Source organism: Bifidobacterium sp. M3-N-101 (assembly GCF_023656805.1).
Lineage (GTDB): Bacteria > Actinomycetota > Actinomycetes > Actinomycetales > Bifidobacteriaceae > Bifidobacterium > Bifidobacterium breve.
On sequence record NZ_JAMOKQ010000002.1, the window covers coordinates 88,662 to 102,784 of the forward strand.

Annotated in this window: 10 protein-coding genes; 2 read left to right on the forward strand and 8 right to left on the reverse strand. The window is 58.9% G+C overall.

Annotated elements, in window-relative coordinates; translation table 11 throughout:
• The first annotated feature begins 49 nt into the window (after positions 1–49).
• Positions 50–2,785 (forward strand): valine--tRNA ligase, encoded by a 2,736-nt coding sequence (gene valS / locus NBH12_RS01915; protein WP_016462146.1) that lies wholly within the window; start codon positions 50–52, stop codon positions 2,783–2,785.
• Between the two features lie 32 nt (positions 2,786–2,817).
• Here the strand turns inward: valS and NBH12_RS01920 are convergent, their stop codons facing one another.
• From NBH12_RS01920 to NBH12_RS01955, 7 genes are all read right to left on the reverse strand, one after another.
• Positions 2,818–4,803, reverse strand: a complete 1,986-nt coding sequence (locus NBH12_RS01920; protein WP_250819144.1) for a hypothetical protein — start codon at positions 4,801–4,803, stop codon at positions 2,818–2,820.
• 146 nt (positions 4,804–4,949) lie between these two features.
• Complete coding sequence (locus tag NBH12_RS01925) at positions 4,950–5,339, reverse strand: chorismate mutase (RefSeq protein WP_014483408.1); 390 nt, start codon at positions 5,337–5,339, stop codon at positions 4,950–4,952.
• A 399-nt stretch (positions 5,340–5,738) separates the two neighbouring features.
• Positions 5,739–7,541: a glycoside hydrolase family 36 protein gene (locus tag NBH12_RS01935; protein ID WP_003828162.1), complete on the reverse strand. Its 1,803-nt coding sequence runs from the start codon at positions 7,539–7,541 to the stop codon at positions 5,739–5,741.
• Between the two features lie 42 nt (positions 7,542–7,583).
• Positions 7,584–8,453 (reverse strand): carbohydrate ABC transporter permease, encoded by an 870-nt coding sequence (locus tag NBH12_RS01940; protein ID WP_003828161.1) that lies wholly within the window; start codon positions 8,451–8,453, stop codon positions 7,584–7,586.
• A 1-nt stretch (position 8,454) separates the two neighbouring features.
• On the reverse strand, positions 8,455–9,345 hold the full coding sequence (locus NBH12_RS01945) for a carbohydrate ABC transporter permease (protein WP_014483406.1): 891 nt from the start codon (positions 9,343–9,345) through the stop codon (positions 8,455–8,457).
• Positions 9,346–9,444: 99 nt separating this feature from the next.
• Positions 9,445–10,767, reverse strand: a complete 1,323-nt coding sequence (locus tag NBH12_RS01950) for an ABC transporter substrate-binding protein (RefSeq protein WP_003828159.1) — start codon at positions 10,765–10,767, stop codon at positions 9,445–9,447.
• 261 nt (positions 10,768–11,028) lie between these two features.
• Positions 11,029–11,847 carry an AraC family transcriptional regulator gene (locus NBH12_RS01955; RefSeq protein WP_223261651.1) on the reverse strand — a complete coding sequence of 273 codons (819 nt, stop codon included), beginning with the start codon at positions 11,845–11,847 and terminating at the stop codon, positions 11,029–11,031.
• Positions 11,848–12,403: 556 nt separating this feature from the next.
• Between NBH12_RS01955 and NBH12_RS11095 the strand changes: the two genes are divergently transcribed.
• Positions 12,404–13,684: a transposase gene (locus NBH12_RS11095; protein ID WP_423191318.1), complete on the forward strand. Its 1,281-nt coding sequence runs from the start codon at positions 12,404–12,406 to the stop codon at positions 13,682–13,684.
• Here the strand turns inward: NBH12_RS11095 and NBH12_RS01970 are convergent.
• A complete protein-coding gene (locus NBH12_RS01970) occupies positions 13,677–14,099 on the reverse strand; it encodes an aminotransferase class IV (RefSeq protein ID WP_014483405.1) in 423 nt (140 codons plus the stop codon). The two genes, NBH12_RS11095 and NBH12_RS01970, sit on opposite strands and share 8 nt — an antisense overlap.
• Between the last annotated feature and the right edge of the window lie 24 nt (positions 14,100–14,123).

The following is a 14,123-nucleotide window of genomic DNA, read 5'->3' on the forward strand; positions in this document are numbered from 1 at the left end:
AGCAAACCCAACAACGCCTTGTCATACAACATGCATAAACTTTGGCTTTATGACTGAAGGCAATTCCATCATCAACGCGCAACTCACCCCGCTGCCCGACAAGGTCGGCGTGGACGGGCTTGAGGACAAGTGGCGCGCCGTCTGGGACGAAGACGGCACCTACAAATTCCGCAACACCCGCGACCGTAAGGCCGTCTACTCCATCGACACCCCGCCGCCCACCGTTTCCGGTTCGCTGCACGTGGGTCACGTGTTCTCCTACACGCACACCGACGTGATTGCGCGCTACAAGCGCATGCGCGGCTATGACGTGTTCTACCCGATGGGCTGGGACGACAACGGCCTGCCCACCGAGCGCCGCGTGCAGAACTACTACGGCGTGCGCGTGGACGTGTCCCTCCCCTACGACCCGGACTTCAAGCCGCCGTTCGAGGGCACCGATGGCAAGAAGATCGATGCCAAGGATCAGGTGCCGATTTCCCGCAAGAACTTCATCGAACTGTGCGAGAAGCTCACCGCCGAGGATGAGAAGCTGTTCGAGGCCCTGTGGCGCAAGCTGGGCCTGTCCATCGACTGGTCGCAGACCTACCACACCATCGGCCAGCACCCGCGGCGCGTGGCTCAGAAGGCCTTCCTGCGCAACCTTGCCCGCGGCGAGGCCTACCAGCAGGATGCCCCCGGCCTGTGGGACGTGACCTTCCAGACCGCAGTGGCTCAGGCCGAGCTTGAGTCCCGCGAATACCCGGGCTTCTACCACAAAGTGGCTTTCCGCTTTGAGGACGGCACCCCAATCTACATCGAGACCACCCGCCCCGAGCTGCTGGCCGCTTGCACCTCGCTGATCGCCAACCCGAATGACGAACGTTACAAGCAGTACTTCGGCCAGGAAGTCTACTCCCCGCTGTTCAAGGTCAAGGTGCCGATTCTGGCTCACCCGGCCGCCGAAATGGACAAGGGTGCCGGCATCGCCATGTGCTGTACGTTCGGTGATGTGACCGACGTTGAGTGGTGGCGCGATCTGAAGCTGCCCACCCGCCCGATCATTCAGCGCAACGGCCGTATCGTGATGGACACCCCGGATTGGATCACCGACCCGGCCGGCCGTGAGGTCTTTGCCGAGACCGCTGGCAAGACCACGTTCTCCGCCCGTAAGGTCATCGTAGACAAACTGCGTGAGTCCGGCGACCTGGACGGTGAGCCGACGCCGACCAAGCGTATGACGAACTTCTACGAGAAGGGCGACAAGCCGCTCGAGATCGTCACCTCCCGCCAGTGGTACCTGAAGAACGGCGGCACCGACGAGAAGCTGAACGCCGAACTCATCGAGCGCGGCAAGGAACTGAACTTCCACCCCGACTTCATGCGCGTGCGCTACGAGAACTGGGTGCACGGTCTGAACGGCGACTGGCTGATTTCCCGCCAGCGCTTCTTCGGCGTACCGTTCCCGCTGTGGTACCCGGTGAACGCTTCCGGCGAGCCGGATTACGATCGCCCGATCACCCCGAGCGAGGATCGTCTGCCGATCGACCCGACCATCGATGTGCCGGAAGGCTACGACGAGTCTCAGCGTGATGTGCCCGGCGGCTTCACCGCCGAAAAGGACATCATGGATACCTGGGCCACCTCTTCGGTGACCCCGCAGATCGTGACCCACTGGGCTGAGCCGGATGAGGCTTCTCAGGCCCTGTTCAAGTCCACCTTCCCGATGGATCTGCGCCCGCAGGGTCAGGACATCATCCGCACCTGGCTGTTCAGCACCGTGGACCGCGCGCACTTGGAAAACAAGTGCCTGCCGTGGGCTCACGCCACGCTGTCCGGCTGGATTCTGGATCCCGACCATAAGAAGATGTCGAAGTCCAAGGGCAACGTCGTGGTGCCGAACGAGCCGATCGAGAAGTTCGGCGCGGACGCCGTGCGCTACTGGGCTGCCGCCGCGCGCCTAGGCCTCGATGCCACGTATGACATCGGCCAGATGAAGATCGGCCGTCGACTGGCCATCAAGCTGCTGAACGCCACGAAGTTTGCACTGGCGATTGGCCGCGAGGACGAGAACCACCACGTGGGCGAAGCCGCTGAGGCTTCGTGGAACCCGGCCGATGTGACCGAGCCGCTGGATCGCGCCGCCATGGCCAAGCTGGCCTTGGTGGTACGTCAGGCCACCGAAGCACTGGAGGCTTACGAGCACTCCAAGGCGCTTGAGGTCATCGAGTCCTACTTCTGGCAGTTCTGCGACGACTACATCGAGCTGGTCAAGAACCGTGCCTATGGCACTCCGGACGAGCAGGGCAACGTGCCGTCCGAGAAGGCCGTGAAGTCCGCCCGCACCGCACTGGGCTTGGGCTTGGATGCCTTTGCTCGTCTGCTGGCTCCGTACCTGCCGTACGCCTCTGAAGAGGTGTGGAGCTGGATGCACGCCGGTTCCGGTTCCGTGCACCGCGCCGCTTGGCCGGTTGTGAATCCGTACGTCGAGGCCGCCACCGGTGCCTCCCCCGAGCTGCTGACCTGGGCCGGCAAGGCTGTGGAGCAGCTGCGCAAGATCAAGTCCGAGGCCAAGGTCTCCATGAAGACCCCGATTCTGTCTGTGGCGCTCTCCGCCGCTGCCGAGGGCGTGGACGCGATTCACGCCGCTTTGGGCGACATCGCACAGGCCGGCCGTGTAATCGGCAAGTTCGACCTGGTGGCCAAGCACACGGCGGAATCCGCTGCCGAGGATGCACCGGAAACCGAAGTGGCCGTCGAGACCAGCGAGCTCGGCGAACCCCCGGTCAAGAAGCCGAAGAAGTAAGTCGCCGCTCTGGCTCCCCTCTTTGAGCCAGATTAAACCGTCGGAACCACGATGAGATATCGGGTTCCGGCGGTTTTTTGTTGCACGGCAGAAGTATTGATCTGGGCGACCGCCTGGTTCAGGAGCTCACCAGCATCGCTTATCTCTACAGTCTCGTTGACCAGTGTGCTCATATCATGCTTGAGCAATGTACCGCCACTGCCAAAGCCAAACAGCGTTGGGGCAACATCCATGGAATCACCGGCCTGAGAAACGGCGTTTTTGAACTTGCCGCTGCTTTGCTCGGTTGACCCGTCTGCAGAGTTCAGCTTGCCTCCGGCAAAGGTGTCGGCGGTCTGCGAAGAGCCGATTGACGAGTTGACACCATTGGCATAGTGCATGACGTCCGCTGAAGACAGCGACATCGTGTCATCCACCAGCGAGGCATCAGCATGCTGCGATTGCTGTCGCTGTGCGGCCTTGGCCTGTTTGCGTGCAGCACTGGCCTTGCGCTTGGCTTCCGCGGCACGAGTCTTGCCATAGAACGACTGCGATTGCGCGTCCGCCAAGCCGGCCAGTGCATGGGCCTGATCAACCGAGCCAGAACCGCTCGACGCATTCTGCACATTGCCGGAACTGGCGAACTGGTCTGAAAAACGAAGCACAATCTGACGCAATGCCGCAGCCTTACCGGTGTGCTCGGATGCCGTGGCGAGTGTGCTCATGGCAGCATCGACCTTGGACTGCGCCTCAGTCAAATCGTCGCTGCTATTGGTTTCGGCGATTGCCTGCTGCTCGTGAATCCCGGCACCAGACGAGGTACCGCCGGTCAACGCGCTGAGATTGGCCGTGTATACGTCCGTGTATTTCATCGAATACGGGATCATCGCAGCAGACAATTGGCTCTGCCCCTCGGCATACTGCTTGGATCCCCTGGTGGCCTCTTCGGCGGCTTCGGTGTTCAAATCGTCCGCCAAACCAGTGGTTCCCTGCTGTTGGATGCGCCGAATCACTTCGTCCAATGCTTCGACTGCACCCGCATGCTGGTGCGCGGCGCTCACATTGTTCACTGCATCGGCCAGATCAATCACCGCTTGGGCTAATGGCGTATTTTTGGAAAGCTCTCCGGCTGTTCCCATAAGCGCGGACAGCTGGCTGGAATCACCAATGGACCCAGACAAGTGATCGGTATAGGCGCCAACATATGCAGCCATATACGCATCAAAAGCCTGCTTGTGGGTTACTTTACGCTCGGCCACCACGGACTTGTCGAGCGCACGTTCGTTGCTGCGCAGCGCATCCAGCTGATCGATAAGCTGCTGGTGCTCGCCGGAGCCCGCATCCGTCAGGGAACCAACCAAAGTAGCGCTGTTGGCAATCAGCTGGGAAGCATCTGTATCGGCAGCGGTTTGGTCGCCGGCATCGGCCTCGGACTGAGTGGCGGATCCTGCGGCCTGAGGATCGGCTCCAACGGACGGCTCTCCGGAAGACGGCAGCGCGGCGAGCGTCACGGCACCCATTGAGAACTTCTTCGCGTCCATGTAGCAGCTGAATTTCAGCCCGGAAGAAACGTTCCCTGCCGCGGCTACCACAATATCGGAGCCCTGCGTGGCTACCGAAGCCGTATTATCGGCGGAAATATCACCAGTCACTTGAGTGGGCACGGTGAAGGTGACAACCGGAATCGTATGGTTGGCTGCACTGGACTGCGGTTTGACATCGATGTATATGCCGACAAGTCCAGACGCTCCGGAAATCTCGTTGGCCTCAACGTTCGGACCATCCAGCGAATACGTGACGTTGACTTTCCACGGCAATTCGGCAGCCGCGCCCGGAATGCGGGAGATTGCCGCATTGCTGGCATTGTTCACCACATACAGCCGGGTTGCGTCTCCCCTCTCATCGGTGACGGCATAGATGTCGCTTGCTCTGGAAAGCAGAGAGCCATAATCGACTGATGCCGGACGGGAAAGCCACGCACCGCCAACAGTGCCGGTTACGCATAGTACGCAACTGATCAAGGCGGCGGCAAGTCTCATGGCGGCGTTTCCGTTCAATGTGGTCAATGGTTATACGGTTTTGGCTATCGGTATCGATAGTCCCGTATCAATGTAGTCGCCATTGCTCCTGAAAGGACATGGGCAATTCGTGTGCCGCTGACCAGTAATGGATTGCTACGAGAAGCTCAGGCGAATACGTCGAGCACGCCCGGGTCTCCCCCGGCGTCGGCAATACGCTTGTGCCGCTTCTTGGCCTCGGTGACCACGAATTCACGGTACATTTCGGCGATTTCGGGGTCGAGCCCGGCATCGATGGCGATGCGGTGGAGACGCTCGATCTGATAGTCCTCACGCTTGGTGTCTTCAGGGGCGAATCCGGCATTGGCTTTGAGCACGCCCACCTGCGAGGTGGCTTTGAAACGCTCGGCCAGCAGGGCTATGGCCGCTGAATCGATGTTATCGATGGTCTGCCGCAGCGCCTTGATACGCGCCACCGCCTGCGCGGTTTCCGGGTGAGCCGCCGCTTGGGCGGAATCAATGGTGGTCTTTTGCCAGTCGCTGCTCGTTTCTCTCATGATATCGAGAATACTCCCGTTCAAGTCCTTGCGCGATGCTCGCAATCCCGTATTTGACCATGACGTCGGCTACGGTCAGGCCGTCCTCGACGTGGTCGCGCGCGGCCGCGACCTTCGTCTACCAGTCATAGCGCCTGTTGCCGGTGGCTCCCATGACTGCCTCCTCGCCGTTGGATCCATACAACAGGATCCATTGTTTCGGGGTCTGCCGTGGCATCGCAAGCCGGCGCGCCAACGTCCTGCTGCCCGCCCCGGCCCTGACGGGTTCCAGCGCCTCGCGCCGGAACCCGTCGTCGTAATGTCTCCTCCGATCTTCACCCATACGAAAGAACCACACCTCCGATCATCGAATCTGAATTTCTCCAGTCCAACAACCGTGGTTCAGAAAAGTATCGCGTTTTATCGCTCTAGCGCCAATTCCAATATGCCATAGGTGGGAACTGGAATCGTCGTGATCGTCGCGTCTCCGTTTTCACGGAACGTATCTGTATCTTCTTCAAACTGCATAGTGATGGCTCCTGTGCAGTCGTATGCGTGGCCGGTCAACTTGACCGTTCCGCCGTCACCGCGCAGGCGAATGGTCACGTTGTTTTCCGTGGATGCGTTGAGGATGATCAGCGTTCTCGTATCCGCGTCCACGTCGATGATCATGTCCGGCGCGTACACGCCGCTGACTTGCGTCCCGTTGCCGTCGAACGCGTGCACGAGTGGATAGCCCAGAATGCTTGACACTGGCTGCAGACGGCCATTCAACAGGACGTTTCGGTGTTTGCGCCATAGGGACAGTAGGAAACGGCAGGATTCATACTGACCATTCGACATGGCCGACGGCGGGACCGAGATCTGCGGCACGGCGAAGAACGATGCGAGAATCTGCGCCGCGCACGTCTCCGCTCCCGCGTTCACGTCCCACAGCAGCATATCTCCGTGCACCACGCGGTTACCAGCGGCCAGCCGTTCGTCGATGGTGCGGATTCGATTGGTCAGGGCATCGGCGGGACAGTCGCTGGCCCTGACTATGTTGCTGTACGGTGCGATGACGGGACTGGAATAGGGTTGGCGGAATTCGACGACCGGGACCTGACCGCAGTTTTCGATCAACATGGTCTTGATCCGTTCGAGCATAAGTCTCATCGCCTCGCCGACATCGGTGACGTCGCCGGGTTCGGGATTCTCCAATGGCTGGCCTTGGTAGGCCCCGGCCTGTTCCAGGAAATCGATCTTCAGTCCGGCGATGCCGTAATCCTTGGCCATCCGAGCGCAAACGCCGCCGATGTAGTCGCGGACCGCCTTGCGTCGTGGGTCGAGGACGTGGAATTGCCGTCCCAGCCCGTCGTCATGGATGGGCGCGTATCGTTCCAACGTCTTGAACACGTGCGCCTTCTCGCCCAGCAACAGGGGTGCGATCCATAGGACGACGCCGACCCCCGCGTCCTGGAACCTCCTGACAGTGGCACGCATGTCGGGGAATTTAACGGGATCGGGAACCCAGTCGCCGCAACCGGAATATCCGCGCCCGCTGCCATATTGCTGCCAGCCGTCGTCGATGAATATGGATCCACATCCCAGTCGGCTCATGCCGTCGAGCTCACGTCCCAAGGTCTCGGCGTCGACGTTCTGCAGGTACGCATACCAGGTGGAAAAAACCGGTTCCAGCGCCTTGTCCGCCATGGGTAAAGGTGCGGAACCATCGGCCACCCATTCGACCAAGAGCCGCATCGTCTCATCCAACGGCAGTCCGTCATCCATGAGTAACAGTCGGCTATGTCCGGGAACACGTTGGATCTGCAGCATCACGACGAACAACACGTGTTCCTCGTCGACGCCGTAACGCATCGTAATCTCGTCCTGTGCGAACGAATATGCGAATGACAGCACGTTCCTGTCCGCATCGTCGACCATGCATCCCATGGGGGCCGAATTGACCAACGACACCTGCGTGACGCCGGCCCAGTCAGCAGGCAACGGCTCGCGGCAACGGGATCCGACCATGTGAAACCTCTGGATGGAGCCGAGAGGCTTGCCGATCACAATCGTCGCAGTGGCCCCCGGATTCGCCGCCGTCACATCGAACACGATGCCCTTCGATGCCGGACCATCTTCACACGTCGTCTCGATGGTCAGCCCGTCCGAATGCATGATCCACGTCGCGCCGAGGCTTTGCCCCTCATGCAGCATGTCCTTGAAATGATCCAAAAGCATATGAGCCGTCCTTTCCAGTGCCTTCTTTGGCACCTGAGCATGTCACTCCTTGACAGATCCCGCCGTCATGCCAGACACGAATTCCTTTTGGAGGAACAGGAAGAGGATCAGGACCGGTAGGATCGAGATCGTCGTGCCGGCGAGCAACTGGCCGTAATCCGTGGTGTTCGCACCCTGCAATGTGGCAAGGGCGACGGGAAGCGTGTACTGTTCCGGCGTCCTGGTGATCACCAACGGGTACACGAAGTCATTCCAACGTCCGAGGAACATGAAGATCGCCAATGCGGCGAGCGTGGGCTTCATGGTCGGCAGGACGATTGTGCCGAAGATCCTCATCTCACCAGCGCCGTCGATGCGCGCAGCCTCGACGATCGACGTGGGGAACGTGGACATGGCCTGTCTCATGAGGAACACCCCAAACGGCAACGCCAGATCGGGCAAGATCAGCGCCTGGTAAGTTCCCAGCCAGCCGAACGACAACATCATCTTGAACAACGGGACCAGCGTGACCTGCGATGGCAATGCCATGACACCGATGACCAGTGCGAACAGGATGTTACGGCCGCGGAAGCGGTATTGGGCGAACGCGTACCCGGCCAGGGAACAGATCACGCCGCCGACGATCACGTAGGTGACCGACACGATGAGCGAGTTGACGATGGCGTCGCCGAACTGGGTGTTGGTCATCAGGTTGCGGATGTTGTTGAACAGTTCGGTGCCAGGGATCATGTGGGGTGTCTTCGAGAACACGTCCGTGGATTTTCTGGTGCTCGCCACGAGCAGCCAGTAGAACGGGAACACGAAGACGATGAGTCCGATCCCGAGGATGGCGGTCAGTCCGACGGTGCGCCAGCCGTTCCGCTTCGCATCGATCCTCTGGGACTTGTCTACTTTGAGATTTGGCGTGGCCATGTCACTTCTCCCTTTGGATCCAGAATTGGATGACGCTCAGACCGACGATGATGATGAGCATCACATAGCCGATTGCCGACGCGTATCCGAAATCGAAATACTTGAAACCCTGCATGTACAGGTACATGCCGACAGTCAATGTCGCGTTGTCGGGACCGCCGTTGGTGAGCACGTAGGGTTCGTCGAACAATTGCAATGTGCCGATGGTGCTGAGCACGGTGGTCAACAGGATTGCTGGCCTCAAGCCAGGCAAGGTCACGGAGCGGAACTTCCACCATCCATTCGCGCCATCGACCGATGCGGCCTCGTAGAGTTCAGTGGGAATGGATTGCAATTGGGCCAGGTAGATGATGGCGTTCTGACCAGTGTAATGCCAGGTCATGGCCATGATGATGGAAATCTTCGCCCATGTCGAATCCGTGAGCCACGGGACGGGCTTCAAATGGATCAGCTCAAGCAGATAGTTGACCACTCCGCTGTTGGCGTCGAGCATGTTCTTGAACAGGATTCCGTATGCGACCAAACCCATGACGATGGGCAGGAAGTAACCCATGCGGAAAACGGAACGCAGTTTGAGGAATGCGGAGTTGAACGCGACGGCCAATAGGATCGCCAGAAACAGCATCAGCGGCACCTGGATCACCAGGATGATCGCGGTGTTGCCCAGCGCCTTCCAGAACAATTGGTCCTTGAACAGGCGCGTGTAGTTGTCGAATCCAGCGAACAATTGTTTGCCGGACTGGTTGGTCGTGAAGCTCAGCCAGGCGGAATATAGATATGGACAAATCTTGAACACGCCGTATAGCAGCACCATTGGCAGCAAGAAGATGTACGGCGCGTTTCGTTGTGTCAGGAAGTGTTTTCTTGATGATGTGTTGGCCCGCGTCACCATTGTCGCTCCTTTCCCTTCGTCGGAGTACCGTTAATTGTTAAAGACATGGGGCCGTCGGGGTGGAGAGGTTCCAACGACCCCATGCGAATTCTGATAAGGTCAGGCGATCTTGCGGCCTGTCTCGTTGGCGAGACGTTCCGCAGCCTCGTCCAAGGCCTTCTGCGGGTCGGCGCCCTTGGTGAGCACCTGGACTTGGGCATCAATCATGGCTTTCAGCGCCTTCGCGTAGTCTCCGGTGAAGTTGAGCTCGGGGGTCTCGTCCTCGAGCTGCTTGATGAACACCTCGTTGACGTTCTCATTGTTGAAGAACTCGTCGGGGGTGTTCAGATCCTCCTTGATGAACGGAAGATAGCCGGGGAACAGGCCCTGGGATTCATACATGGCCTTTTGGCCTTCCGTGGTGCCGAGCGCGTACTTGATGAACTCCCAGGCGGTCTTCTTGTTCTTGCTCGCGTTGGCGACGGACAGGTAGGTCGCGCCGGGCACCACGGAACGCAGGCCTCCCTCCTCGACTGCGGGCAGAGCGGTCACCTTCCAACGGTTCTTAGCGTCGGGGAACTTGGTCTTGAGCACGCCGGGCAGGTAGGAGCGGTCGACTAGTGTGGCGACGTTGCCTTGCTGCACCTGCCACGAGGAGTCGTCCGATGTTCCGGGCAGCTCGATGATGATGCCCGCGTCGTTCGCCTCCTTGATCAGTTCCATGGCCTTGACGCCGGCCTCGCCGTTCATGGTGATGTTGCCGTCGGTGTCGAAGTAGAAGGAGTTCTGCAATGCAGTGATAATCTGCCAAGTGTCGCCGCAGTTCGCGTTGCCGGTGCATGCCTTGTTGATGCCGAACATGTAGTTGCCGGTCTTTTCCTTGAGCTTCTTCCCGGATTCGATGAAACCGTCCCATGTGGAGATGTCGTCCTCGGTGATGCCGGCCTCTTCGAACATCTTCACGTCGTAGACCAGCGCTCCGGTGTTCACTTCGAAGGGGAGCCCGTAGATCTTTCCGTCACGTGTGGCGCTCTTCATCACACCGGACGGGAAATCGTCCTTGAGGTCATCCGCGCCATAATCGGACAGGTCGGCAAACGCGTCGGGGAACTTGTCCATGTAGCCGCCGATGTAGTCGATGCCCACGTTCATGATGTCGGGCAGACCCTGGCCGCCAGCAGCGAGCCCTGTGGTGATCTTGTCCCAGATGGCGGGGTTACCGACGTTCTCGACCTTCACCGTCGTACCGGGATTGGCTTCCTCGAATCCCTTCGCGGCGGCTTCGAACGCTTTGCCCGGCTGCTCCCACGTCCAGATGGTGATGGTGCCACCGACCTTTGTCGCTTCCTCCGCGTTCTCGCTCGACGACCCGCAGGCCGCCATAGACAATGCCAATGCCAAAGATGTCGTTGCGGCCATTGCCTTACCGATGGTTTTGCGCATGTTGAATCCTTACATTAATCCGCATTTCAACCTTGAATTTGCGGGCTTCCGTTCCTTCTGATTACGTCCTTCTGATCACTTCTCGAATGACGTACTAAGATTATATGCAAGATGACATCCGATGATGCTGCTCAAGGCCTATCTAGTAAACAAACTGCAATATATAGCCGACAAATTGAGGAACCGAACATTTTCGGACATACAAAAAGATATCCAAAGGATTCTCAAAATCTTACAAACTGCAATACAGCGCCGGAATGGTTATTCCGTGACGAGACGGTCCGGATTGCTGAAGCGCCGACGGTATTCGCTCGGGCTGAGCGTCAGTTCGCGCGCGAACGCCCTTGAGAACGAGAACTGATTGCGATATCCGCACAGCTCGGCGATCCGCGCGATCGGCATTCTGGTTTTGATCAACAATTCCGACGCCTTCTGAACCTTCGAATTGATGACGAACTGTTGCGGAGTCGTATGCAGATACTTAATAAACAACTGGTGCAGGTACCCGCGGCTAATGCACAATGCGTCCGCGATCATCTGTACGCTCAGAGTCTCGTCCGCGTGTTCCTGCACATAGGCGACTGCACGCTTGATCAAATCATTCTCGGACGATGAATCCCTGGCTTCCTGCGCGATGCTCGAAACGTTGGGGTTACGCATCAGCGTCGCAAAGATCAAATGCATGAACCCGCGGATCGCTATATCGTTGGCGGGCGTCGGATTATAGCAATGCAATAGTCCGCCAATGAAATCCCAGATAGGCTTCACATCCGGCAAGGCGATCACGGGACACACATTGGACATGCCGCATTCCCGGACTATCTCCACCGTATCATCGCCGGTGAAGTTCATCCACGCGTATATGCATGGATTGGTGGGATCGGAATAATAGAACGTATTGGTTCCCTCGGGCACGTAGAAACATTGCCCAGCATTGACGATGTAATGCTGCCCACCAAGATAGAAATGCACCTTGCCTTTGAGCACGAAATGCAGCATGTGATAGGAGCATGTCCTCGGGCCGCTCGAATCCGACGGCTTGCACTCCTGCCGTCCAGCGGCCATGAACACCAGATCCATGCTCTCGATGCGACGCTGCAACGTCAACTTCGGCACAGTCTGCGAATTATCCATCATACGATTCAACGATACTCACTGATGCCTAAATCGAATGGGTGCAAACGTATTCGGGGTGGATGTTCCCTTGGACTTATTGGGCCAGGGCGAGTGTCATCGTGAAGGATTCCAGGGTGTAGCGTGATCGGGCGGTGGACTTGTATATCACGTACGAGTTCAGTGCCGCAAAACCATTGGCCGGTGCTTATGTGGGGCGGTGGTTACTCGGCTATTCACGATTATGCACCGGTCCAATGGATGTGATTGGGTCGGCGTGTCGATTTGACGTTGATAATGGTTATGCCGGTTTCTGATCGGCGATAATGGTGGATGACGGCTTGGGCGGTGACCCCACATTTGACTGACGCCATCGGTTCCGGCGGCTGTCCTTATTTTGAGGCTCTTGTGTTGTTTTCGTGGGTGGTGGTTCGTCGGTGAGCCGTTGAATCCCAATGTGTGAGGGGCGCTTCCTGTAGGTTTGTTTTTCGACCAGGAAATACAACCGAGGAAAGCGCCTTGGTTGAAGGGCTTATTCAAACGATTGCTGAACGTCAAGGGCATGGTCGTCGAGGACGTGCCGGTGGACGATTCCCCGCTGCGCCCGGCTCCCGTCCTGGTGGTCCGGGTGCGGCGCAGGAAGGGCGCGTTGCGTTGCTCGCGTTGCGGGCGCAAGTGCCCCAAATACGACGACGGGGGCGGCGAACGGCGATGGCGCCACCAGGACTTCGGCCGCTATGGGGTCGAGCCCATGGCGCCGCGCGTGGCGTGCGCGGAGCATGGCGTGGCGGTCGCCCAAGTGCCGTGGGCGGAGCCGGGCAGCCGGTTCACCAGGGATTTCGAGATGGAGCGCGCGTGGCTGACGGCGGTCGCCAGCCGGAAGACCGTGGGCGGATTCCTACGCATCGCGTGGAGGACCGCCGGTGACATCGCGCGCAGGGTCGCCACCCGCTTGGGATCCTCGATGCCGTGCATGTTCGACGGTCTCACCGCGATAGGCGTGGACGAGACCAGCTACAGGAAGGGGCGCACGTACATCACCGTGGTCGTCGACCACAAGCGCAAACGGGTCGTCCGGGCGCACGACGGATACGGCAAGGAGGTCCTCGACCTGTTCTTCCGGCAGCTGACCGACGAGCAGCGCGCCTCCATCACGGCGGCCACCGGCGACGGCGCCAAATGGATCGACGCCAGCGTGAAGGAGCACCTGCCGAACGCCGAGCGCGTGCTCGACTCGTTCCACATCGTCTCCTGGATGACCGACACGCTCGACCAGGTCAGGAAACGGTTGTGGAACCAAGCCAGACGCGGCAACGACAAGACAGCCACGGAGACGATGAAAGGCCTGAAATACGCCGTGCCCCAAGAACCCCGGCGACCTGACCGAACGGCAATCCGGAGCGTTGGAGACGCTCGGGGACACGGATCCCAAGGGCCAGCTCTACCGGTCATGGCAGTTGAAGGAACTTCTCAGGACGCTCCCGCACCAACCCGTCGGACAAGCCGAAGCCGAATTGAAACGATGGATCTTCCGGGCTTCCCACAGCCGCATCCCCGAGATCGTCGAACTGTGCAGGAAGATCCGCAGACGCAGGGACGACATCCTCGGAACCATCGGACCCGGCTACTCCAACGCGCGTCTGGAAGCGTTCAACAACAAGATCAAGGCCACCATCCGCATGGCCTACGGCTTCCGACACGTCGACAACCTCATCGCCATGATCAAACTCCGATGCAGCGGCCTACCCACCCACCTACCAACACCCACCCTCTAACCCACGAAAACAACAGAAGGCTCAAATGAAAATAGTCGGCACAGTGTTGCCAGACGCCGCAGCAGCTTTGCCGATTCCGGTTTCCTGATCGAGACCGCGCGAAACGATAATACGCAGTAATGGTGCCGGTTCAGGATCATCATAGGCAGACATCACCTTCTCAATACCGCGCGTAATGGCCGCAATATTGGGAGTAGGCAAATCCATCAGCCGGGCGGAATCCGACAATCGGCGCAGGTGGTTTTCCAACGAAATCGGGAAGCCCTTGAACACGGTGGTGGCCTCGAAAATACCATCGCCGCGCAGTACGCTTAAATCAAAGGCACTGATATTAACAGCAGCAGGATTCACCAGCTGAATGAGATCATCATCGGGCACATTGCTGGCATCACGATCACCAAACATGACTGCGCTGTTGCCCATTCCCAGAACGATAGAGCTCATGATGTTCCTCCCCGTGTCATATAA